This window comes from Aquicoccus sp. (assembly GCF_041686535.1).
GTDB lineage: Bacteria > Pseudomonadota > Alphaproteobacteria > Rhodobacterales > Rhodobacteraceae > Aquicoccus.
Map to the genome: position 1 here is coordinate 1 of NZ_JAWLDS010000047.1, position 22,824 is coordinate 22,824.

A 22,824-nucleotide genomic window follows, 5' to 3' on the forward strand; every position below is an offset into this window, starting at 1 on the left:
AAGGATCAGCGCCATTTCATCGGCGCGCGGCGCATCGTTGCATCCCACCTCGATACTGTCGAAATGGCTGCGCACGTAAGAGGCCCGGATATGCGTCACTGGCACGTCGAGCCTCGCACCCACACCGCCCACCTTCTTGGTCGAGGGCACGATCGCCGCCGACCGCTCGCGACCGAGCAACTCGCGCATCGCGTAACCACCCGGCGCGTGCCACAGCGCGCCATGCTCGATCTCGCCGCCCGCGCCGATGATCGCACCCTTGCCATAACCCTCGATCTTGTCGGCCCCGCCCAGCATCGCGATAAGCCGCCCCGCCATGTCGAGGCCGAGCGGCTTCAAATCTTCCATGAAGGGCTGGATGTCCGGCTCATACCGCCCTGCGAACGGGTTCTTGATCACCGCCATGATCCACGCCCGGCGATAGGGCGCATCGGCCCGCGCGCCCCCCTCGTGCCAGATCTCCTCCAGGCTCTCCACTGTCTTGCGTATCTTCACTTCAGGCATCCGCCGCCTCCCTCACCTCGACAAACCGCTCTGCACCGACAATCCGCATCTCGCCGCGCAGCGCAAGCGCGGCCCCGCGGATCACCCCCTTGTCGCGCATCGCATCGGCCAGCGCGGCACCCCGCGCCAGCGCCTGCGCCACCTCTTCCCGGTCCAGCGCGCCGACCTCCACGACCACGTCGCGCGCGCCCAGATCGCTTTCGGGCCGCACCTCGCTGGCCGGGGCGCGCCGGATCGCGGCATGCCCCGGCAGATCGACCGCGTTCGCGATCAGCGTCGCCGCCACATCCGCCGACGCCGCATCCGCCGCCAGCACCGTCACCGCATCGGCAATGCCCAGCGACAGGCTGCGCCCGCCGCGCCCCGAGGTGGCGATGCCACCAATCCCGTCGCCACCGCCGATCGCGATCTGCCCGTCGGTCCCGGCCATGGCGACACGGAACCGCTCGCCTGCCTCCAGCCAGAGCGCGATATCACCACCGTTGTTCACATAGGCCCGGCGCAGATCGGCCCGCATGCACATCCCTGCCAGCACATGATCGGCCACGGACCCGGCCACCGCCGCCATCGGCGTGACGAAGCCCTTGTGCCGCGCCACCGCGCGGACCATCCTTTGCGCCACCGGCCCCGCGACCGAACCGGGCGGCGGGCTGGCTCCCCATCCGTCCATGCGCAACAGGTCCAGCTCCTCGACCAATCGCTCCAGCACGCCGTCGAAGGCCGCGCAGGCCGCGTCAAAGCCCCGCGCCCGGTCCCCCTCGCAGCCGATAATGAGGTCGATCGGCCCATGCTGAAGATGCAGCCGCTCACCCGGCAAAATCGCGCGTGTGAAACTCATGACTCCTCGCTCCAGCGGTAATGCCCGCGCGCCATCGGATCATGCCCCGACAGGCCGGGACCGACGCGGCGCACCTCGTCAGTCATTACGTTCTCGACCCGGCGGATTTCCTCGACATGCCCACCCAGGTCGGCGTAATCGCTCACCCTCATGGTGAACTCGATCGGCGCGACGATTGCCGGGGTCGGCACGTATCCAAAGGAGTTCGTGGGCATTTCCATGACATCCGCCATCACCGTGATCCCGCCCCCGGGCCAGACATAGGCTTCGGCCCCGCCGCAACTGACCGAGGTGAGCGCCGCGCGCACCGACCGGGTAAGCCGCACCGGATTCTCGGTCACGCCCGCGCGCAGGCTCCCGCCCGCACCGCCCATGAACAGCACCGAGGCCACTGAAGGTTCGCAATTCTCGGCAATCCGCTCGGCACTGGCGCGCACCCCTTCCGGTGCTTCTGCCGGCTGTGGCACCAGGTTGTCATCGAGCTCGAAATAGGCCCATTGCTCGCCCGTGGTCGACACCATGAAGAGCCGCAGCCCGGGCCAGGCCACGTCCTTCTTCCATTCGCCCAGGATGGTCAGCGGATCGTCGATATCCGTCCCGCCCCAGCCGCGCCCCGGCTCGGCCACCTGGAAATAGCGCCCCGGTGTCGAACGGCGACCCTTGATGCGGATGCCGGTGGGTTTCACCCCCAGGACCTGCCCGGCCTGGTGCTCGCTCAGAACGCCGGTGATATGGTCATCGACCACCACCACCTCGTCCACAATCTCGTGCCATTGCTTGGCGAACATGCCGATCGCGGCCGAGCCACAGCCGACCCGCATCAGCCGTTCCTGCTCGCCGTCGATGATCGGCGCCTGCCCGGCCTGCACGACAAGCAACACCGCATGATCGCCCTCGCCGATCACCATCTCAACCGCTTCGCGATTGCAAAGCGCCATCAGCGCGTCACAGGTCACGCGGCCCTCTTTCTTGGACCCGCCGGTGAGGTGCTCGACACCGCCGAGGCTCAGCATCTTCGAGCCGTATTCGCTGGTCGTCACATGACCGACGGGCTCGCCCGCCACGCGCACGATGTCGCGCTCATGACCGATATGGCGGTCGGTGTCGATCTTCACCTTCGCCCCGCAATAGGAAAAGATGCCCTCGGTAACGACCGTCACCATGTCGACACCCTCGACCTGCTGGCTCACGATGAAGGGCGCGGGCTTGTAATCGGGATAGGTCGTGCCCGCCCCCACCGCGGTGACGAACCGGCGATGCCCCTGGATGATGTCGCCATCCCAATCCCCCGCCTCGTCGGTCTTGAGGAACGGCACGAGCTTCTCCGCGGTGCCCTCGATCACCGTGAGCGGATCGAGCCGCACCAGCTCGCCGGCATGATTGGCATAACGGTCACAGGCCCCGGACTTGCCATCGGCGATGTAACACATCACCGGGCAGGCGTCGCAGCGGATCTTTTCCGGCTTCTCACGCATGGCCAGCCACCCCCATTGCCGCCCTGAGCCGCGCCGGTGTCACCGGCAGCCGCCGCATCTGCACGCCGGTCGCATCGCGGATCGCGTTCAATATCGCCGGCGCCGTGGGAATGAGCACATGCTCGCCCAGCCCCTTCGCCCCGTAAGGTCCATGCGCATCCGGCTCCTCGATGATCAGCGTCTCGACCGGCGGCATGTCCCCGATCGTCGGGATGAGGTAATCATGCAGGTTCTCGGTCCGCCCCGGCAGGTATTCCTCCATCAGCGCCATGCCCATCCCCTGCGCGATGCCACCCTCGACCTGCCCCTCGATCAGGAGCGGATTGACCGCGTGCCCCACGTCATGCGCGGCGACAAAGCGCACCGGCTTCACAGTGCCCAGCTTTGTGTCCACCTCAAGCACGCACAGATGCGCGGCATAGCCGAACTGCGCATAAGGATGGCCCTGCCCGTTTTGGTCCAGCGGCCTTGTTGGCGGATCGTAACTCTCGGCCACGCGCATCACGTAGCCCTCGGCGTCCGGCTCAAGCGCGGTGAGGTCGAGGCGATGCACACCCGCGCCTTCCCGTATCTCGAATGCATCCGCGCCCGGCACGATCAGCGCTTCCTCACCCGCATTGACCCGCTGCAATATCTGCGCGCGCAGCGCCTCTCCGGCCAGACGCGCGGCATTGCCCGAAACAAAGGTCTGGCGCGAGGCCGATGTCTTGCCCGCATCCGGCGTCACGTCCGTGTCACCCCCCACGAGGTCGAGCCTTGAGACCGGCACACCCAGCGCGGTGGCAAAGATCTGCGCGATCACCGTGTTGGACCCCTGCCCGATATCCGCCGCGCCCTGGTGCAGCATGATCCGCCCATCGGCCCGCACCCCCGCCTTGATCGTCGAGGGGTTGGGCAGCGAGGTATTGCCACAGCCGTACCAGCCCGCCGCCACGCCCACGCCGCGCCGCACCGGACCATCGCCCGCGTTGATCCGCGCCGCCTCGGCGCGCTCGGCCTCCCATGCGGGCCGCAGCGCCTCAAGACAGGCAAGAATCCCCACCCCCTGCGCGAACACCTGCCCACACACCGTGGGCACGCCATTCGTCAGGGCATTGCGCATACGAAACTCCAGCCTGTCGATCCCCAGCCGGTCGGCCAGCTCGTCAAAGAGGCTCTCCTGGGCCACCGCCGCCTGCGGCACGCCAAACCCGCGAAACGCCCCCGAGGGCGGGCAATGGGTGTGGATGCCCTGCGCCTCGGCCCGGTAATCGCCCACCGCATAGGGCCCCGAGGCATGGACCGGCACCCGGTTCGCCACCGTCGGCCCCCAGCTTGCATAGGCCCCGGTGTTGAAGAGCCCGTCAAAGCCCAATCCCGAAATCCGCCCGTCCGCATCGGCCCCGATCCGCACGTGCATCCGGGACGGGTGCCGCTTGGTGGTCGATTGCATCGATTCCCCGCGCTCATAGGTGATCCGCACCGGCTGCCCGGTTTTCAGTGCCGCAATCGCCAGATAGGGCTGCACCGACACGTCGAGCTTTGAGCCGAACCCCCCGCCCGTGGCCGTCGGCACCACCCGGATGCGCGCGCGCTCCATGCCCAGCACCTCGCTCAGCGTTTCGAGATCCATCACCGGCGCCTGGGTGCAGGCATATACCTCGACCCGGCCATCCACCACCTGCGCGAACCCAGCTTCGGGCTCGATATAGGCGTGTTCCACGAACCCGGTCTCGAACACGCCCTCGGCCACTACAGCGGCCCGTTCCAACGCCGCCCCGACATCGCCATGCGCCACGAAACCGCCGCACATCACGTTGCCCGCGCGCTCCGGGTGCAACTGCGGCGCGCCATCCGCCATCGCGCCTGCCATGCCCTGCACATCCGGCAGAACCTCCCATTCCACCGGGAACCGCGCCGGATCGAACCGCGCCATGACGTCGGCGCGGCCGACCACCGCCGCCACCGCCTCGCCGCGAAACCGCGCCACGCCTTCCGCGAAAACCGGCTGATCCACGAAACCCGGAATCGTGCCGAAAAGGTTCACGCCCGGCACATCGCTCGCCGTCAAAATGGCCTCGACCCCCTCGCGCACAGCAAACCCTTCGAGATCGCCGAAAGTGAACCGCGCATGGGGATGCGGGCTTCGGATCACCTTGATGACCAGCGCATCAACCGGCGCCACGTCATCGCCGAACCTCTCCGCGCCCGTCACCTTGGCGCGCCCGTCCAGCTTTTCGATCGCCGCCCCGGTATGGCCCTCGGCATCCGCCACCGCACCCGGCGCGCGGCCCATCACCGCGTCAACGATCTTGCGATAGCCGGTGCAGCGGCACAGAACCCCGGCCAGCGCATCCATCACCTGACCCTCGCTCGGCGCCGGCAACTCGCGTAACAGCGCCACCGCCGAGACCATCATGCCCGGCGTACAGATCCCGCATTGCGCCGCGCCCTGCTCCTCGAAACGCCGCGCCAGATCACTGGCCAGCGGCTCATGCGCCACCAGTCCGGCCAAGGTCTCGACCTTGGCCCCCGCGGCCTGTTGCGCGGGCATCAGGCAGGCACAGACCGGCGCGCCATCAACCAGCACCGTGCAGGCCCCGCAATCGCCAGCATTGCAGCCAACCTTCACGTCTCGCGCGCCCAGCCGCTCGCGCAGCGCCTCGCTCAACCGCTCGCCCACGCGTGGCTCAACCCGCACATCGCGCCCGTTGAGGCGAAACATCGTCTCTCCGCTTACCCGCTTATCCATCACAGGCCCCCCGCACCGCCCGTCCGATCAATTCACCCACCGATTCCAGCCGATAGGCCCCGCTGCCGCGCACGTCGTCGATGGGTGAAAGCGGCGCCAGATGCTCCGGCGTCACCGCCACGTCGCCGCGCGTGCCCAGAAGCGCCGCCTCCAGCGCGGGCAAACGCCGCGCCACCGGCGAACAGGCCCCGACAGCCACCCGCGCATGGTCGATCCGGCCGGCCACGTCGCGCCCGATCACCACCGCCACCATGACGATGGAAATCACCAGGTAGGCCCGGCTGCCCAGCTTGGAAAACGCGCCCCGCGCATCCTCGGGCGGCTCGGGCAGATGCAGCGCCACGACCATCTCGCCGGGCGCCAGATCGACCTGCCGCACCCCCGTGATGAACCGGTCGAGCGGAACCACGCGCCGCCCCTGCGCGCTCGCGATCTCGACCTCCGCCCCGAGTGTGAGCAACGGCGGCACCCCGTCCGCCGCGGGCGAAGCATTGACGAGATTGCCCGCCACCGTGCCCGCATTCTGGATCTGGATCGACCCCACCTCGCGCCCCGCCGCGCGCAACCCGTCAAAGGCCGGCGGCAGGTCGGCCCGCACCACGTCGGACCAGCGCGTCGCCGCTCCGATCCGCCATCCCTTGTGCTGCCGCGTGATCCCGTGCAACCCCGCGATCCGGGTCAGATCCAGAACGCTCTCGCGCGGGCCGCCCGCGGGCAAGCCCGGATAGAAATCCGTTCCCCCCGCAACCGGTCGCACACCGCCACGCGAGAGAATGTCCAACGCCTCGCCCAGATTGCTAGGCGCGAAATACTCCAACTGCTGCATCGTCGGACCCCCTGTCGGACCGATCGTGATTATCGTTCGTGTGCTAATGGTATGCGCGCGATTCGAGTCGAGTCAAAATTTTTCGACTCCTTTTTCATGGGGCAACGACCAGCGGACGCCGGATTAATCAATTGCGGGTCCGGAAATGCTGCACCGCGGCGGTGCACGCATGGCAGCCGGAGCGCAGCCGAAGATCACCCCCCGAATTCTCGGCGCAAGACCGCCGTTAACCCTACCGCGCGCTCACGCGGGCGCCGCGCCTCTCGTGACTTCCGGCAGGTTCTGCGCGGGCGGCGTATTGCGGCTGCGCCCACTGCGCGGCACCCCTTCGATGACCGTCATCCCGACCCCGGGAAGGTTGCCAAGCTGTACGGATTCAAGGATATTTTTCCCCGGTGCATGCTGTGCCTGGTCCATCAGGACGAAATCGGCGGGTCGCCCCACCTCCATCAACCCCTGGTCCAGTTCACGCTGCCGCGCGGTGTTGCCATTGGCAAAGCAGAACGCCACCTCCGCCGGCACGTCGCCCAGGCTCGACAACATCGCCACCATCCTAAGGATTCCAAGGGGTTGCACCCCCGATCCCGCCGGCCCATCGGTGCCGAGGATAAGCCGCTCCATCTGCTTGAGTTCCCGCGCGGTGTTGAGCGTCAGAAGCGCCGCGCGCTCGTTGCCGTTATGCACGATCTCAAGCCCCGCCCGACAGCTTTCGCACAGACAGATGATCTGGTCGTCGGGCAGCGCCGAATGCCCACCATTGATATGCCCGATCACGTCGGTGCCGGTTTCAAGCACCATGTCGGCGTCGATGAGCCCCGACCCGGGGATCGACGGGCCGCCGGTGTGGATCGTCGATTGAATGCCGTATTTTCGTGCCCAATCAACCATTTGACGGGCGGTCTTGCCATCCTTGACCGTGCCGAGTCCGACCTCGCCCAGCAGAGTCACACCCGCGTCAGCCATTTCCTTGAAATCTTCCTCGACCATGCCATGCTCGATCACCGGCGCCCCGGCCATCACCTTCATGCCCGAGGGGCGGAAATTCTCGTACCAGCGTTGCGCCGCGATCGCCATCGCCTTGAGCCCGACAACATCCTTGGGCCGCCCCGGCATATGCACCTCGCCCGCCGAGATGAGCGTGGTGACACCGCCATGCAGCGTGGAATCGATCCAGTGCAATTGCTGTTGACGCGGGGTGTAATCACCCACCACCGGGTGCACGTGGCTGTCGATCAGGCCCGGCGCGATCGTCACCCCATGGGCGTCGATCTCGGTCTGCGCGTGCTCGCAGTTAAGGTCTTTTTCATACCCGATTGCTTTGATGATCCCATCTTCGGCAATCACGCAATCCCCGTCGAGGATCGGTTCCTCCATCTTGCCCGAAAGGATCAACCCGATATTCCGAATGACAAGCTTGTCGGCCATCTGCACACCCTCCTGCTGCTATCGTTAGTGTGCAAACGCTTTTGTGATTCCGTCAAGCCCGCTACATCTCATCCGCCCCAGGTGGTTTCCAGCACCCGCAACCAGTTGCCATGCGCGATCTTTTCGATTCGCGCCTCGGAATAGCCATGCGCACGCATCGCTTCGATCAGCGCGGGCAGACCGGCGACCGATCCGATGTCCTCGGGCACCACCGCCCCGTCGAAATCCGATCCCAGCGCGACATGATCCTCGCCCATCCGCGCGATCATGTGGTCGAGATGCTCCAGCATCACCGCAATCGGCATCTCCGGGCGCATCTGCCCGTCACGACGCAGGAAACCGGTGGCGAAATTGAGCCCCACCATCCCGCCCGAGCGCGCCACCGCGTCCAACTGCGCATCGCTCAGGTTGCGCGCCTGCGGGCATAGCGCATGAGCGTTTGAGTGCGTTGCAATCAGGGGCTTTTCACTGATCCCCGCCACATCCCAGAACCCCTTTTCATTGAGGTGGCTCAGGTCGATCATGATCCCCATCGCATCACAGCGTCGAACCAGCCGCTTGCCGTCCCCGGTCAGCCCCGGGCCAACATCCCCGGTCGAGGGGTATCGAAACGGCACCCCCTCGCCCCAGATCGTCGGCCGGCTCCAGACCGGCCCCAGCGAGCGCAGGCCGGCGGCATGAAGCACGTCGAGCGCGTGAAAATCCGGGTCGATCGCCTCGGCCCCCTCGATATGCATCACCGCCGCAATCTCGCCCGCGCCGATGGCGGCGCGGATATCCGCCGCGCTCCGGCAGATGCGAAGACTGCCCTCCGCCTCGAGCTGCATCAGGATCGCAGCTTTCTCCATCACCACCGGCAGCGCCACTTCCTGGGGGATCGGATCGGGCAGGGGCAGGTCATATTCGGGCTTGTCCATCTCGGCCTTCATCAGATCGAGATCCATGGCCGACGGCACGAAGATCGCAAAGAACCCGCCCGCGAATCCCCCCGCGCGGGCCTTGGGCAGATCGACGTGAAAATCGCTCCCGTCGCGGAAAAGCCGTGTCGCGGGCCGCCCGCCTGCCGCGCGCAATTTCAAGAGAACGTCATTGTGCCCGTCGAAAACGGGCACGGGTTTCGCGCTGGTCATGTCTGCCCCATGTGTTGCTTGCCGGGGCAGACTAGAGCGCGCACCGCGCCCTGCCAATGGCTATTCCGGCACGCAGATCCTGCCCGCCATCGCCGCGCGGATGGTCTGCCACAAGAGCCCCGTAATCACGACGAAAAGCGCGATCAGCAGGACCCCGCCGATCAGGCGATGCGCCTCCGACCCCGTCTCCGCGGCAAAGCGGAAACTGGCAATCGTCGCGGCGGCGAAGGGAAAGCTCAGCGCCCAGAAGCTCAGCGCGAAGTCCAGCCGCAGGATGCGCGGCAACTGCACCAGAACGATCACGGTGAAAAGATAGGCCCCGTTGATCAGGATGCGCGCAAAGGCATCCACCCCGCCGGTCAGTTGCAGCCAAGACACGAAGGCCACCGCCGGCGGCGCGATCAGGATGACCAGCGTCGGCTGCAGGCGCCCGGGCAAGGGATCGTGAAAAATCAATCGGTTGATGACCAGGGTCAGAAGGACCAGCCAGAAGATCAAGCCGACGGACATGAAATACCAGCTGATCTCGACATAGCCCAGCGGCACGCCCGCGATGGGAACGATCACGTTGCCGACCGCCGGAATGAACCAGGCCGGGTTGAGCATCCCGTGCTGAAAGCTGCGCGAGCCGATCCAGTTCGATATCACCGCGATGGTCAGCACGAACTGAAGCACCATGCCCAGAAGCCACATCCCTTCGGCCAGGCCCTCGCTGCGCGGCATCGTCGCCGTCGCCAGAAGAAGCAGCGAGATCGAGATCGCCGGAAAGAACGAAAGCCGCACCGGGTGCTTCCACTCGGCCACCACCGCGCCGGGATGGATCGCGGCCTTGGCCGCATAGCCTGCCGCGATCAGCCCGAACAATGCGAAGGTGAAGAGGTAAAGCCCTGTCGAGATCTGCGATCCCATGCCGAACACCGTCTCGCCCGCATGCATCGCCAGCGTCAGCCCTGCCATGCCCATCACCATGCCGAAAAGCGGCACCGGGTAATGTTCGAGCCGATTTACCGGCTGCGCTTCGGTTTGCGTCGCGTCCGTCATGCCGTCGCCCTTCCCATGTTCAGCTGTCGCTGGTTTCGGGTCCCTTGATCAGGGCCTGCACGGTATAGACCAGAATCGCAATACCGATCGCCCCCGCGACGGCCACCCCCAGCAAGACGACCACGTCGATCGGCCCGCCGATATCGGCAAAACCCGAATCGGTCATCTTCCACACGAAGAGCACCGCCACCACGGCCCCGACCGGCATAGACAGTTGCGCCAACAGGAACTTGCGCATCGACATCGAACGATCGCGGATCAGGACATAGACATAGGCCACCGTGATCAGAACCGCGACAACGACCATCGCCCAAAAGAGGCCACGACCGAACATCTCTTCCCAGACCGCAATCAGGGTCTCAAGTGTGAGTTCTTCCATTGTCCGACTCCTTACGCCTTGCCACGCAGCATGGCGTTATATGTGGGTTTGAGCGCCACTTCCTTCATCAACCAGCTGATCCACAGCTCTTCCAGCGGCGCGATGACGCCGGGGAAACTCGGCACCAGATCGTTGTTGTAATCGAACTCGACCAGCATCGCGCTGCCGACACGAGTGATCAGCGGACAGGAGGTATAGCCGTTGTAAGCCGTATCCGTGGTATCGCCGGCGATCTGGGCAACGAGGTGATCCTCGACCACGGGCACCTGCCATTTGACGCTGGCCGCGGTCTTGCCCTTGGGCACCCCCGCAACGTCGCCCACCGCGAACACGTTGGGATAGCGGTTGTGGCGCAGCGTGTATTGATCGACCTCGACCCAGCCCTGATCGACCCACCGGTTTTCCCAGCTCAGCCCCGACTGGCGGATCACGTCCGGCGCGCGCTGCGGCGGGATCACGTTGGTAAAGTCGTAATCCGTCTCTTGCGCGATGCCATCGACATCCTCGAAGGTCAGGATCTTCTTGACCGGGTCTATGCTTTTCAGAACCTTGTTCAACTCGGTCCTGATGCCCCGCTGGTCAAACAGCATCCGGACCTTTTCGGCCACGATCGGTACGCCGAAAAGGGCCCCGGAATTGTTCCAGTATTCGACCTCGATCTTGTCGCGATTGCCCTTCTTGCTGGCATAATCCTCGGTCAGGAAGGTATACTTCAGCGGCGCACCCGCACATTTCATCTCGGTCGAAGGACGCGAGAACACGGCCTTTCCCCCGGTCGAGGTAAAGCGGTCCATCTCGGCCCATGTCGCGGCGGCATAGTCGGGCCCGGCATAGACCGCCCCCACTCCGTCCTTGCCCACGAGGTCAAGGCTGAACCCCTCGATCGCATCCCAATCGAGCACGAGGCCCGGCGCCGTGATCAGGTAGTCATAGTCCAGCGACTGGCCCGACGCCGTGGTCAGGGTCTGCGCCTCAGGGTCGATTTCGGCGGCATATTCCGCCACCAGCGTCACCTCGCTCGGCAACCATTCGGCGGTCTGGCTCACAGAATAGCCCGCCGGCTTCAACCCGGCGGCAATAAGCGTGAACCCGGGCTGGTACCAATGCTCGGCACGCCCGTCGACAAGGGTGATCTCGGCGCCGTCAAGTCGCTCGACCAGGCGGTTGGCCAAGGCCGTCCCGGCGGCCCCTGCGCCCAGGATGACGATTTTCGCTTTGGTTTGCACCTTGCGTGCTGCGGCGGGTCGGGCACCTGCGGCCAAAAGGGCCGCACCGGATGCGAGGCCCAGAAATCCGCGGCGCGTCGACATGAATGTCTGATCCGATGTCATGCGCGTCTCTCTCCTGCTTTTACATATACTTTTTCGCATGTGAAGCTGGCGGATATCTTTGACATAGATCAATCATGCGTCCCGAATGCCACTTTTTATGGCATTCGGGATCACATCCAGACCTCAAGCGTATCCCCAGACGCTCAGTGCAGAGCACGCAGCAGGAACAGCGTGATCGACGGGAAGGCGACGAGGATTATGACCCGCACGATATCCGAGGTCACGAAATACATCACCGCCTTGTAGGTTTCGACCATGGGCGTGCTGCGGTCCATCGAGTTGATGACGAACAGGTTCATCCCCACTGGCGGGGTGATCAACCCGACCTCGACCACGATCAGAACGATGATCCCGAACCAGATCGCCGTTTCCTCGAAGGTCAGGCCGAAATCAAGCTGGCTGATGATCGGGAAGAAGATCGGCACGGTCAGCAGGATCATCGAGAGGCTGTCCATGACGCAGCCAAAGACGAGGTAAAGCGACAGGATGATCGCCAGGACAACCCAGGGGCTGTAACCGAGGCTGGTGACATAGCTGGCCAGTTCCTGCGGCACCTGCGTCAGCGCCAGGAAACCGTTATAGAACGCGGCACCCAGCACGATGAAAAAGATCATTGCCGTGGACCGGCCCGTGGCCAGGAAACTCTCGATCAGGGTCCTGAAATTCAACCCCCGATTGACCAGTGCAATCAGCCCGGTGCCTGCAGCGCCCACTGCCGCGCCCTCGGTCGGGGTGAACCAGCCAAGATAGATGCCCCCCACCACGAGCAGGAACACCAGAAGCACCGGCCACACGTCGGCGAGCGCCCGGAACCGATCGGCATAGGGAATGGGCGCCCGCGTCCCGGCGGCATCCGGATGGATGCGCACATAGATCGAGATCGTGATCATATAGCCGATCGCCGCCAGAACGCCGGGGATCAGGGCCGCGAGGAATAGCTTGGCAATGTTCTGCTCGGTCAGGATCGCATAGATGACAAGGATCACGCTTGGCGGGATGAGAATGCCCAGCGTTCCCCCCGCAGCCAGAGTCGCGGTGCTGAAACCTCCGGAATAGCCATAGCGGCGCAGCTCGGGCAAGGCGACCTGGCCCATCGTGGCCGCGGTGGCCAGGGACGATCCGCAGATAGATCCGAACCCGGCACAGGCCCCGACAGCGGCCATCGCCACCCCGCCGCGCCTGTGACCCAGCCAGGATTCCGCGGCCTTGAAAAGCGCCGTGGACATGCCGCCCAGCGTCGCGAAATGCCCCATCAGGAGGAACATCGGCACGATCGACAGGGAATAGCTCGAAAAGGTCGAATAGGTCTCGGTCTTGAGCCGTGACAGCGCCATGCTCCAGCCACCGGTGACAAAATAGAGCCCGAACAGCCCCACAAGAAACATTGCCAGGCCAATGGGCACCCGCAAGAAGATCATCAACAGAAGAACCGGAAACGAGGTCAGGCCAATTTCGAGATTGGTCAATGGTCCACCTCCGCGGCCGGAATTATGGTACGCATGGTCAGCAACTCGGCAATCCGCACCACGGCCATGTAAACGCCCACGATCGCCGCCACCACCGCGCCAATCAGGCTGACCAGATAGGACCACCAGATCGGAAACTGAAGCAGGAAAGTGGTCTCGTTATTCTGCATCTTCGATTCCATCCCCGCGGAAAGCCGCCAGGCAATCAGGATCAGAACAGCGGCAAACACGATGTCCACGACCATCTGGATCACCCGGTTGGCCCGCTTTGGCAAACGGGCAGTAAAGATGTCCACCGTCGCATGGCCCGCCGTGATCTGGCACAAGGGAATGAAGGCGAAAATGGCAAAGGCGACACCGGCCTCAACCAGTTCGTAGTCGCCCCAGACCGGCCCGACACCGGCATCCAGAAGCCAACGCGACAGGGCCGGCATGATGGTCTCCACCGGCTCCCAGTGCAGGAAAGTGTTGATCCCGCGCCCGAGGACCGAAACGCAGGTCAAAATAACCAGCGCGGTCAGCACGATCCCACCCAGAATCGCCATCAGACGTGCCAACCCGTTCATGAAACGGTGCATCATCGGCCCCTTTCACCTTGGTCAAACCTCTGACCTGCAGGCCGGGTGGACTTGCCGCCCCGGCCACGTCGCGTCAGTCCGGCCGACGCCTACTTGCTATATTTTTCCATCAGTTCGCGGGCCTGATCAATCCTGGCCTGGCCATCGATTCCCAGTTCCTCCATGTTCTCGATCCAGGCGGCATAAACCGGCTCGGCCGCCTCGCGCCAAACCGCGGTTTGCTCCTCGTCGAGGGTGATGATGTTATTGCCCCGATCAACAGCGATCTGGCGGGCGGGCGCATCGGCTTCTTCCATGAGGCGGCCGCCCATGGCCGAGAATTCGGCGCCCGAATTCTGGTCGATCACGGCCTTGAGATCATCAGGCAGGCTCTCGTATTTCGCCTTGTTCATCGCCACGACGAAGGTGATGTTGTAAAGTGCACCGCCGCTGAATTCGGTGTGGTTATCCACCAATTCCGCAATCTTGAGTGCCGACGTGACCTCCCACGGAATCGTGGTTGCGTCGATGACGCCCTTGGACAACGCTTCGGACACGGCCGGCACCGGCATGCCGACCGGCGTTGCGCCCAGCTGCGTCAGAAGCTGGTTCACCACGCGCGAGCCGCCCCGGATCTTCACGCCGTTGAGGTCTTCGGGATTCGTGATCGGCTCGCTGGAATGGATCAGGCCCGGCCCGTGAACCCACGTGCCCAGAACCTTCACGTCCTTGAACTCGGTATCCTTCATATGCTCGTTGAACATGTCCCAATAGGCACGGCTGGCCGCCTCTGCCCCGTTGGTGATGAACGGCAACTCGAACACCTCGGTCGAGGGGAAGCGGCCCGGCGTATAGCCCACAACCGTCCACACGATATCCGCCACACCATCGACCGCCTGGTCGTAGAGCTCGGGCGGCTTGCCACCCAGTTGCATCGACGGATAGCGGTCAATCTTGATCCGGCCGTCGCTCTCAGCCTCGATCTTGTCGGCCCACGGATCGAGAATCTGGCTCGGCACGGCGGCCTGGGCCGGCAGGAACTGGTGCAATGTAAGCGTCACGTCCTGTGCCATCGCCGGCGCGCCAAGCCCAAGGGCCATGGCCGTGCCGGCGGCGAGGCCAAGCAATCTGCGTTTCTTGATCATTTCGAGCTCTCCCTTGTCGTCTGATCTTGATTGTCGCCCTGTTATAATGCCGGGTTATTGGCCTTCATAATCACTCATGAGTGCGCGCGCCTCGTCGATAAGTGCCTGGCCGTCGATACCCTTTTCTTCGACGTCGGCGATCCATTCGTCATAGACCGGCCGGGCAAGCTCTTCCCAGTCTTTCGCATCCTCGGCGCTTATCGTGATGATGTTGTTGCCGCGATCCACCGCGACCTCGCGGGCCGGTCCATCGGCCTTTTCCATCGCGTCGCCGGCAAAGATCGAGAACTCGAGACCCGAGTTGGCGTCGATCACCGCCCGCAGATCATCTGGAAGGCTTTCGTACTTCGCCTTGTTCATCGCCAGAACGAAGGTCAGATTGTAGATTGCAGGGCCGTCGAACTCCGTATGGTTCCCGACCATCTCCGCCACACGCAGTGCGGTGGTCACTTCCCAGGGGATCGTGGCCCCGTCAAGAACGCCCTTGGAAAGGCCCTCGGGAATACCCGTCACGGGCATGCCGACGGGGGTCGCCCCGAGAATTTCCAGAAGCTGGTTCACCATCCGCGATCCGCCCCTGATCTTCATCCCGTTGAGATCGGACGGTTCGGAGACGGGTTCCTTGGTGTGCAACATCCCCGGCCCGTGCACCCAGGTGCCCAGGATCTTGACGTCCTTGAAATCCGTGTCCTTCATGTGCGTCTCGAACATCTGCCAATAGGCCGACGAGGCCGCACGCGCGTCGCTCACCATGAACGGCAGTTCGAACACCTCGGTGCGCGGGAACCGCCCTGGCGTGAACCCGTTCACCGCCCAGACGACATCGGCAACCCCGTCGATGGCCTGGTCGATCAATTCAGGCGGCTTGCCCCCCAGCGCCATGGCCGGGAACCGGTCGATCTTGATCCGCCCGTCCGAATCCGCCTCGACCTTGTCGGCCCAGACATCGAGTATCAGTTTCGGAACATTAGCCTGCGGTGGCAGAAACTGGTGCAGTTTGAGCGTCACCTCCTGCGCCTGGACGGCGAGCGCACTTCCCGCGATCATCGCGGCGGCCATCGCCCCGCGCGTCAAACCTTTCATGAAGTTCATCTTGGCTCCTCCCTCTGAGCTTGGTATCGCTTCGCCCGGCCCTCCCCGGCCCGGCGTGTTGCGGTCAGGCTTCGAAATCCGGCTGGTTCCTCGGATGCGCGCGCTCGAATTCCGGCAACGCGGTACAGTTCTCGTAAATCTCTCGCACACGCGACAGCCCGCTTATATCGACATCGAAACGTTCGGCTGAAAAGACCTGCGGCACAAGGCATATATCGGCCAATCCGGGTGTATCACCAAAACAAAACCGCGTGTCACCCGCCTGTTGCTGCAACAATTCCTCGCACGCCGCCAGCCCATCGCCCAGCCACCGCGCCAGCCATGCATTCTTCTGGTCCTCGCTCGCGCCCAGATCCGCTGTCAGGTAATTCAGCACTCGCAAGTTCTGAAGCGGATGAATCTCGCAGGCGATCACCTGCGCAAAACCTCTCTCCTGCGCCCGGGTGAAAGGGTCTCGCGACATGATCGGCGGATCGGGATATGTCTCGTCCAGCCACTCGATGATCGCCAGCGACTGGATGAGCGTCGCACCTTCATCGGTTTCCAGCGCCGGCACGAGCATTTGCGGATTGAGCTGGCGGAACGCATCGCCCTTTTGCATCCCGCTTTTCAGGTGAACGGGCCGAAATTCATACTCGATTCCCTTGAGATTGAACGCAATCCGACACCGATAGGATGACGAGCTTCGAAAATACCCATGAAATTTAAGCATGTGACGCCCTCCCCTTCTCGCTGCCCGCTCCGCAACCCGCAACAGCCCCCCAAGGCAGCGAAATGTAGTAAGCATGCATAGCGTTTTCATTGTAACTTGTAAACGCATGCGATTTACAACGTGCTTGAAGTCCCGCACGCATGTATCGTCAAATGGGCTGCCACCAAATGGCATAACCAAAAACCGACCGGTCGGTCAAGCAATTCAAGGCTGGGGTTGCAATACATAATGAAATTCGCATATGTTCTCCGGCACGCTCAATTTCAGGGATCGATCTCATGCGCATGACCCTTCTCGCCTCCGTTCTGGCGCTCATTCTCCCCGCTCTGGCCACGGCAGAGACCGAACACACGGTCCGTGAGACCAAGATCACCGAATGGAAGGCCGTGTTCGGCAAGGTCGAGGCGCGCGACAACGTCCCGGCCCGCGCGCGGCTCGGCGGCACCCTGGTCGAGATCGAGGTCACCGAAGGGTCCCCGGTGACAGAAGGTCAGCAGATCGGCACCATCGACGACGCCAAGCTTGACTTGCAACTCGAGTCGGTCGAGGCCCAGATCGACGTGCTCCGCTCTCAACTCGAGAACGCCCAGACCGAACTCACCCGCGGCGAAGACCTGCTTGCCCGCGGCGTCACCACCGCGCAAAGGCTCGACGCCCTGCGCACCCAGGTTGACGTTCTGACCAACCAGATCGAGTCGACCGAGGCCGAAAAACGCGTCATCGCGCAGCAGGAAGCAGAAGGGGCCGTGATCGCACCGATCTCGGGCCGGGTGCTCGACGTTCCCGTCACCCAGGGCTCGGTGGTCATGGCCGGCGAAGCGGTTGCCACGATCGGCGGCGGCGGATTCTTCCTGCGTCTTGCCGTGCCGGAACGCCACGCAGCCTTCCTCGAAGAGGGCGCCGACATCCAGATCGGTGACGTCGACGAGACCCGCACCGGACGCCTTGCCAAGGTCTATCCCCAGATCGAGAATGGCCGCGTCATCGCCGATGTCGAGGTCGAGGGCATGGATGCGCGCTATGTCGATGCCCGCGTGCTCGTGCGGCTTCCGGTGGGCGAAACCCGCGCCCTGCTGATCCCTGCCGAACTGGTTTCCACCCGCATGGGCCTCGATTTCGTCACGGTGCGAAAGGACGATGGCCCGGCACTGCGCGCCATCGTCCCGGGCCAGCATCACCTGATCGATGGTGTGGACATGGTCGAAGTGCTCTCGGGTCTCATGGCGGGCGAAACCGTCATTCCCTCGACAGCGGTCACCTACACCCCCAGCGAGGGCCACTGAAATGAGCGATCGACCTGAAAGCAAACCACTCGGCATCGCCGGGGGCCTGACCCGCGCCTTCATCCGCTCGCCCCTCACCCCGCTGATGATACTGGCCGCGCTGGCCGTGGGCCTGGTCGCACTCGTCTCGCTGCCGCGCGAGGAAGAGCCACAAATCTCCGTGCCTCTGGTCGATATCCACATAGAGGCCCCGGGCCTGCGCGCCGAGGACGCGGTCAAACTCGTGACCGAGCCGATGGAGACCATCGTGCAGGGTATCAACGGCGTCGAGCATGTCTATTCCCAGTCGATGGACGATTACGCCATGGTCACGGCGCGCTTTCTCGTCGGCACCCCGTCGGATGCGGCGATCCTGCGGGTGCATGACAAGATCCGCGCCAACATGGACCGCATCCCCGTGGGCATCGACGAACCGCTGATCGTTGGGCGCGGTATCGACGACGTGGCCATCGTTGCGCTGACGCTGTCGGCGAAACCCGGCGAAACCGGGGTCAACGCCAATGACATCACCCGCATCGCCCGTGAATTGCAGGTCGAACTGGCCAAGTCCGACAATGTCGGGCTGACCTATCTTGTCGGCGACAGCCCCGAGGCGATCCGCATCGCCCCCGACCCCGAACGCCTCGCCCTCTATGGCGTGACCCTGCAACAGCTCGCCGGCAAGGTGGAAATGGCGAACAAGGCATTTTCGACCGGGTCGATCCGCGATGAGGGCGAACAGATCGCGCTTGTCGCGGGCCAGACCCTGCGCGCACCCGCCGAGATCGGCAACCTGCTTCTGACGTCCCGCGACGACCGCCCGGTCTATGTCCGCGACGTGGCCGACATCTCCTATGTGCCCGACACCTCGGACAAGCTGGTGTCCAATGTCATCAAGGACGCCGACGGCAATATCCATCGCACCCCCGCCGTTACACTGGCCATCGCCAAGCGCGCGGGCGCCAACGCCGTGAACGTGGCCCAGGACATTCTCGACCGCGTCGAGATGCTGGAAGCCGATCTCATCCCCTCGACGATGCACCTCGACATCACCCGCGACTATGGCGAGACGGCCAACGAAAAGGCCAATGAACTGCTTTTCCACCTTGGCCTTGCCACCGTCTCGATCGTGTTCCTCGTGCTTCTCGCCATCGGGTGGCGCGAGAGTATCGTGGTCGCGGTGGTGATTCCCGTCACCATCCTGCTCACCCTCTTCTCGGCCTGGATCATGGGCTACACGCTCAACCGCGTGTCGCTTTTCGCGCTGATCTTCTCGATCGGGATCCTCGTCGATGACGCCATCGTCGTGATCGAGAACATCGCTCGCCACTGGGCCATGAGGGACAAGGCGACCCGCGTCGAAAAGGCGATCCGCGCCGTGGCCGAGGTGGGCAATCCCACCATCGTCGCCACGCTTACCGTGGTCGCGGCCTTGCTGCCGATGCTCTTCGTCTCGGGGCTGATGGGTCCCTACATGTCGCCGATTCCGGCCAATGCCTCGGCGGCGATGATCTTTTCCTTCTTCGTCGCGGTGATGATCACGCCGTGGCTCATGGTGAAATTCGCAGGCTCTGCCGATATGTCCGCCCATGCCGGCGACGATCCCCACGGTGGCCACCATGGCGGCATTCTCGGTCGCATCTACACCGTCGTCGCCAAGCCGATCCTCAAGACCCGCAGCGGCGCGCTGGCCTTCCTGCTGTTGACCGCGGCCGCCTCCTTCGGTTCGCTGGGCCTGCTCTATACCAAGGATGTCACCGTCAAGCTGCTGCCCTTCGACAACAAGTCCGAGCTCTCGGTGGTGATCGACCTGCCCGAAGGTGCCTCGGTCGAGGCAACCGACGCCGTGGCACAAGACGTTGCCACCGCCGTTCTGGACCTGCCCGAGGTGATCTCGGCACAGACCCACGCGGGCGCTGCGGCGCCGTTCAACTTCAACGGGCTGGTGCGGCACTACTACCTGCGCGACCAGCCCCAGATGGGCGACGTGCAGATCAACCTTGCGGCCAAGCACCACCGCGACCGCTCCAGCCACGACATCGCGCTGGAAATCCGCGAGCGTATCCTCGCGCTCGACCTGCCCGAGGGCACCACTCTCAAGACAGTCGAGCCGCCCCCCGGCCCACCGGTAATCGCCACGCTTCTGGCCGAGATATACGGCCCCGATGCCGAGACCCGGCGCGAAGTGGCAGGCAAGGTGCGCGACGCGTTCGATGCCGTGCCCTTCATCGTCGATGTCGATGACAGCTTCGGCGTGCAGCCGCGCCGGATGCGGGCCACGATCTCGAGCGACCAGCTCGAATTCCACCAGGTTCAGGAACAGGACGTGTTCGATACGCTCGCCATCCTCAACGGCGGCATGACCGTGGGTTATTCGCACCGCGAGGACGGCCGCCGCCCGATCCCGATCCAGGTCGCGCGCGACAAGTCCGACCGCGTGCTCGACGAGCGTTTCCTTTCCACCCCGATCCCGGCCAATGTCCTGCCCGGCGCGCGCGGCGTCGTCGAACTGGGCGACGTGATCGAGATCCGCGAGGAACGCGCCTCGCACCCGATCTTCCGCCACAACGGGCGCTATGCCGAAATGGTCATGGCCGAGCTTGCCGGCGATTTCGAGGCGCCGCTCTATGGCATGCTCGCCGTTTCCGACGCGCTCGACGCGATGGACTGGGACGAGGGCACCAAACCCGCGATCCGCCTCAACGGCCAGCCCGAGGACGACCGCGCCGTGACCCTGCTCTGGGACGGGGAATGGGAGGTGACATGGATCACCTTCCGCGACATGGGCGCGGCCTTCGCGGTGGCGCTCCTGGGCATCTATATCCTTGTCGTCGCACAATTCGGCAGCTTTCGCCTGCCGCTGGTGATCCTCACACCGATCCCGCTCACGTTTCTCGGCATCATGGCCGGGCACTGGCTCTTCGGGGCGCCGTTCTCGGCCACCTCGATGATCGGCTTCATCGCGCTGGCGGGGATTATCGTGCGCAACTCGATCCTGCTGGTCGATTTCATCCGCCACGAAGGCGGCCCCGACACGCCGCTAATCGAAACGCTGCTCGCGGCGGGCGCGATCCGGTTCAAGCCGATCCTGCTCACCGCCATCGCCGCGATGATCGGCGCCGCGGTGATCCTGCCCGACCCGATCTTCCAGGGCCTCGCGATCTCGCTGCTCTTCGGGCTGCTCAGTTCGACCCTGCTCACCGTGCTCGTCATCCCCGCGATCTACCGCGTGTTCAAGGATTGAGGGAAACCGATGGCGCCACACATTGATCTGTTTGTCGAGGACAGGCCAGGCTGGTAATTGGGTTGGGCCAACCCTTCGAACACGATGGGTGGTTGATCGACCATGGTTAATTGCAGGGGCTTACTGATCGATGGAATTGATCACCCATTCCCCCTTCGCCGAAATCGCGGCGCTTCTGGTCATGGCCGCCGTGATCGGCTTTCTCGGGATCATCCTGCGGCAGCCCCTGATTGTCAGTTTCATCGCGGTCGGGCTGATTGCCGGCCCCTCGGCACTCGATGTCGTGCACTCGGACGAGCAGATAAGCCTGCTCTCGCAGCTTGGCATCGCGGTGCTACTGTTTCTCGTCGGGATCAAGCTCGACGTGAAGCTCATCCGTTCGCTCGGGGCGGTATCGCTCCTGACCGGGCTCGGTCAGGTCGCCTTCACGTCGATCTTCGGCTACCTGATCGGGCTCTCGCTCGGGCTCGGTCATGTCACCAGCCTCTATGTCGCTGTGGCGCTGACCTTCTCCTCGACCATCATCATCGTGAAGCTGCTGTCGGACAAACGCGAAATCGACAGCCTGCACGGGCAGATCGCGCTGGGTTTCCTGATTGTGCAGGATCTTGTCGTGGTGCTGGCGATGATCGTGCTCTCGGCCATCGGGATCGGTGCCGGGGCCGACGGCCATGGGGGCGGATCGGTGCTTTCGGTGCTTGTGTCGGGCGTCGCAATGGTGGGGCTTGTCATCCTGTTCGTGCGTTACGTCGCCAACCCGCTGACAGACCGTCTTGCGCGTGCACCGGAACTTCTGGTCATCTTCGCCATCGCCATGGCCGCCATGTTCGCGGCAATCGGCGACATCGTGGGCCTCGGCAAGGAGGTGGGCGGCCTGCTGGCGGGCATCGCGCTCGCCTCGACACCCTATCGCGAAACCATCGCCGCGCGCCTCGCGCCCCTGCGCGACTTCCTGCTGTTGTTCTTCTTCATCGCGCTCGGCTCGGCGCTCGACCTGTCGCTTCTGGGTGCGCATGTGACCGGCGCCGTCATCTTCTCGCTCTTCGTGCTGATCGGAAACCCGCTCATTGTCCTGGTCATCATGGGCGCTTTGGGCTATCGCAAGCGCACCGGCTTTCTCGCCGGTCTCACCGTGGCGCAGATCAGCGAGTTCTCCCTGATCTTCGTTGCCATGGGCGTGTCGCTCGGCCACGTTGAGGACGACGCGCTCGGCCTCGTCACCATGGTCGGCCTCGTGACCATCGCGGCCTCGACCTACATGATCACCTATTCGCACTGGCTTTACGCGCTGTTCGAGCCAATGCTCGGCATTTTCGAACGCAAGGGCACGCCACGCGAACCCTCCGAGGCCGGGGCACACCAGCACGACACTTTCAAGGTGATCATTTTCGGGCTGGGCCGCTTCGGCACCGCGATCGGCATGCGCCTGCAAAAACGCGGCATCCCCGTGCTGGGGGTGGATTTCAATCCGCAGGCGGTGCGGCGCTGGCGCGAGATGGGGCTCGAGACCGAATTCGGCGACGCCACCGATCCCGAATTCATCAACGATCTGCCGCTATCGGATGCCGAATGGATCGTCTCGACCGTTCCGATCCACCCGACCGGTCTGAGCCACGAGGACACGCGCACCACGCTGATCCAGTTGACCCGTGCCACCGGCTTCCGC

18 protein-coding genes are annotated in these 22,824 nt (G+C 64.1%); 3 read left to right on the forward strand and 15 right to left on the reverse strand.

Features of this window, described 5'->3' with window-relative positions:
• From ACESL9_RS10800 to maiA, 15 genes are all read right to left on the reverse strand, one after another.
• The coding region (locus ACESL9_RS10800; protein WP_372674817.1) for an amino acid synthesis family protein at positions 1–504 on the reverse strand (504 nt) is incomplete at its 3' end.
• Positions 497–1,342 carry a UPF0280 family protein gene (locus ACESL9_RS10805; protein ID WP_372612324.1) on the reverse strand — a complete coding sequence of 282 codons (846 nt, stop codon included), beginning with the start codon at positions 1,340–1,342 and terminating at the stop codon, positions 497–499. The genes ACESL9_RS10805 and ACESL9_RS10800, both read right to left, overlap by 8 nt.
• Positions 1,339–2,817, reverse strand: a complete 1,479-nt coding sequence (locus tag ACESL9_RS10810; protein WP_372674818.1) for a 6-hydroxynicotinate reductase — start codon at positions 2,815–2,817, stop codon at positions 1,339–1,341. Before ACESL9_RS10810 ends, ACESL9_RS10805 begins: the two co-directional genes overlap by 4 nt.
• Positions 2,810–5,548: a molybdopterin-dependent oxidoreductase gene (locus ACESL9_RS10815; RefSeq protein WP_372674819.1), complete on the reverse strand. Its 2,739-nt coding sequence runs from the start codon at positions 5,546–5,548 to the stop codon at positions 2,810–2,812. The genes ACESL9_RS10810 and ACESL9_RS10815 overlap by 8 nt, the downstream gene beginning before the upstream one ends.
• Positions 5,541–6,365: an FAD binding domain-containing protein gene (locus ACESL9_RS10820; protein WP_372612364.1), complete on the reverse strand. Its 825-nt coding sequence runs from the start codon at positions 6,363–6,365 to the stop codon at positions 5,541–5,543. The genes ACESL9_RS10815 and ACESL9_RS10820 overlap by 8 nt, the downstream gene beginning before the upstream one ends.
• Positions 6,366–6,617: 252 nt before the next feature.
• The gene (locus tag ACESL9_RS10825; RefSeq protein WP_372612330.1) at positions 6,618–7,799 is read right to left on the reverse strand and encodes an amidohydrolase family protein; all 1,182 of its coding nucleotides are present in this window, start codon (positions 7,797–7,799) and stop codon (positions 6,618–6,620) included.
• A 68-nt stretch (positions 7,800–7,867) separates the two neighbouring features.
• The gene (locus ACESL9_RS10830; protein WP_372612332.1) at positions 7,868–8,929 is read right to left on the reverse strand and encodes a dipeptidase; all 1,062 of its coding nucleotides are present in this window, start codon (positions 8,927–8,929) and stop codon (positions 7,868–7,870) included.
• A gap of 60 nt (positions 8,930–8,989) precedes the next feature.
• Positions 8,990–9,970 (reverse strand): SLAC1 anion channel family protein, encoded by a 981-nt coding sequence (locus ACESL9_RS10835; protein ID WP_372612334.1) that lies wholly within the window; start codon positions 9,968–9,970, stop codon positions 8,990–8,992.
• A gap of 19 nt (positions 9,971–9,989) precedes the next feature.
• Entirely contained in the window at positions 9,990–10,349 is a 360-nt protein-coding gene (locus ACESL9_RS10840) for a DUF5368 domain-containing protein (protein WP_372612336.1), read from the reverse strand.
• Positions 10,350–10,360: 11 nt separating this feature from the next.
• Positions 10,361–11,680 (reverse strand): FAD/NAD(P)-binding oxidoreductase, encoded by a 1,320-nt coding sequence (locus tag ACESL9_RS10845; protein WP_372612338.1) that lies wholly within the window; start codon positions 11,678–11,680, stop codon positions 10,361–10,363.
• Between the two features lie 143 nt (positions 11,681–11,823).
• The gene (locus ACESL9_RS10850; RefSeq protein ID WP_372612340.1) at positions 11,824–13,146 is read right to left on the reverse strand and encodes a TRAP transporter large permease; all 1,323 of its coding nucleotides are present in this window, start codon (positions 13,144–13,146) and stop codon (positions 11,824–11,826) included.
• Positions 13,143–13,724, reverse strand: a complete 582-nt coding sequence (locus ACESL9_RS10855) for a TRAP transporter small permease (protein WP_372612342.1) — start codon at positions 13,722–13,724, stop codon at positions 13,143–13,145. Before ACESL9_RS10855 ends, ACESL9_RS10850 begins: the two co-directional genes overlap by 4 nt.
• Before the next feature lie 89 nt (positions 13,725–13,813).
• Positions 13,814–14,848 (reverse strand): TRAP transporter substrate-binding protein, encoded by a 1,035-nt coding sequence (locus tag ACESL9_RS10860; protein WP_372612344.1) that lies wholly within the window; start codon positions 14,846–14,848, stop codon positions 13,814–13,816.
• A 54-nt stretch (positions 14,849–14,902) separates the two neighbouring features.
• The gene (locus tag ACESL9_RS10865; protein ID WP_372612346.1) at positions 14,903–15,940 is read right to left on the reverse strand and encodes a TRAP transporter substrate-binding protein; all 1,038 of its coding nucleotides are present in this window, start codon (positions 15,938–15,940) and stop codon (positions 14,903–14,905) included.
• Between the two features lie 64 nt (positions 15,941–16,004).
• Entirely contained in the window at positions 16,005–16,652 is a 648-nt protein-coding gene (gene maiA / locus ACESL9_RS10870) for a maleylacetoacetate isomerase (RefSeq protein WP_372612348.1), read from the reverse strand.
• A 278-nt stretch (positions 16,653–16,930) separates the two neighbouring features.
• On the opposite strand from maiA, the gene ACESL9_RS10875 reads away from it, so the two are divergent.
• The 3 genes from ACESL9_RS10875 to ACESL9_RS10885 all read left to right on the forward strand — a co-directional run.
• A complete protein-coding gene (locus ACESL9_RS10875; RefSeq protein WP_372612350.1) occupies positions 16,931–17,935 on the forward strand; it encodes an efflux RND transporter periplasmic adaptor subunit in 1,005 nt (334 codons plus the stop codon).
• 1 nt (position 17,936) lies between these two features.
• A complete protein-coding gene (locus ACESL9_RS10880) occupies positions 17,937–21,158 on the forward strand; it encodes an efflux RND transporter permease subunit (RefSeq protein ID WP_372612352.1) in 3,222 nt (1,073 codons plus the stop codon).
• 130 nt (positions 21,159–21,288) lie between these two features.
• Positions 21,289–22,824: cation:proton antiporter (locus ACESL9_RS10885; protein ID WP_372674821.1), on the forward strand; the 1,536-nt coding region annotated here is incomplete at its 3' end.

Coding starts and splice junctions, on each gene's coding strand:
- ACESL9_RS10855 (WP_372612342.1), bottom strand. CDS start 13,724: ATGCACCGTTTCATGAACGGGTTGGCACGTCTGATGGCGATTCTGGGT.
- ACESL9_RS10825 (WP_372612330.1), bottom strand. CDS start 7,799: ATGGCCGACAAGCTTGTCATTCGGAATATCGGGTTGATCCTTTCGGGC.
- ACESL9_RS10865 (WP_372612346.1), bottom strand. CDS start 15,940: ATGAACTTCATGAAAGGTTTGACGCGCGGGGCGATGGCCGCCGCGATG.
- ACESL9_RS10810 (WP_372674818.1), bottom strand. CDS start 2,817: ATGCGTGAGAAGCCGGAAAAGATCCGCTGCGACGCCTGCCCGGTGATG.
- ACESL9_RS10835 (WP_372612334.1), bottom strand. CDS start 9,970: ATGACGGACGCGACGCAAACCGAAGCGCAGCCGGTAAATCGGCTCGAA.
- ACESL9_RS10830 (WP_372612332.1), bottom strand. CDS start 8,929: ATGACCAGCGCGAAACCCGTGCCCGTTTTCGACGGGCACAATGACGTT.
- ACESL9_RS10875 (WP_372612350.1), top strand. CDS start 16,931: ATGCGCATGACCCTTCTCGCCTCCGTTCTGGCGCTCATTCTCCCCGCT.
- ACESL9_RS10805 (WP_372612324.1), bottom strand. CDS start 1,342: ATGAGTTTCACACGCGCGATTTTGCCGGGTGAGCGGCTGCATCTTCAG.
- ACESL9_RS10815 (WP_372674819.1), bottom strand. CDS start 5,548: ATGGATAAGCGGGTAAGCGGAGAGACGATGTTTCGCCTCAACGGGCGC.
- ACESL9_RS10840 (WP_372612336.1), bottom strand. CDS start 10,349: ATGGAAGAACTCACACTTGAGACCCTGATTGCGGTCTGGGAAGAGATG.
- ACESL9_RS10845 (WP_372612338.1), bottom strand. CDS start 11,680: ATGACATCGGATCAGACATTCATGTCGACGCGCCGCGGATTTCTGGGC.
- ACESL9_RS10880 (WP_372612352.1), top strand. CDS start 17,937: ATGAGCGATCGACCTGAAAGCAAACCACTCGGCATCGCCGGGGGCCTG.
- ACESL9_RS10860 (WP_372612344.1), bottom strand. CDS start 14,848: ATGATCAAGAAACGCAGATTGCTTGGCCTCGCCGCCGGCACGGCCATG.
- maiA (WP_372612348.1), bottom strand. CDS start 16,652: ATGCTTAAATTTCATGGGTATTTTCGAAGCTCGTCATCCTATCGGTGT.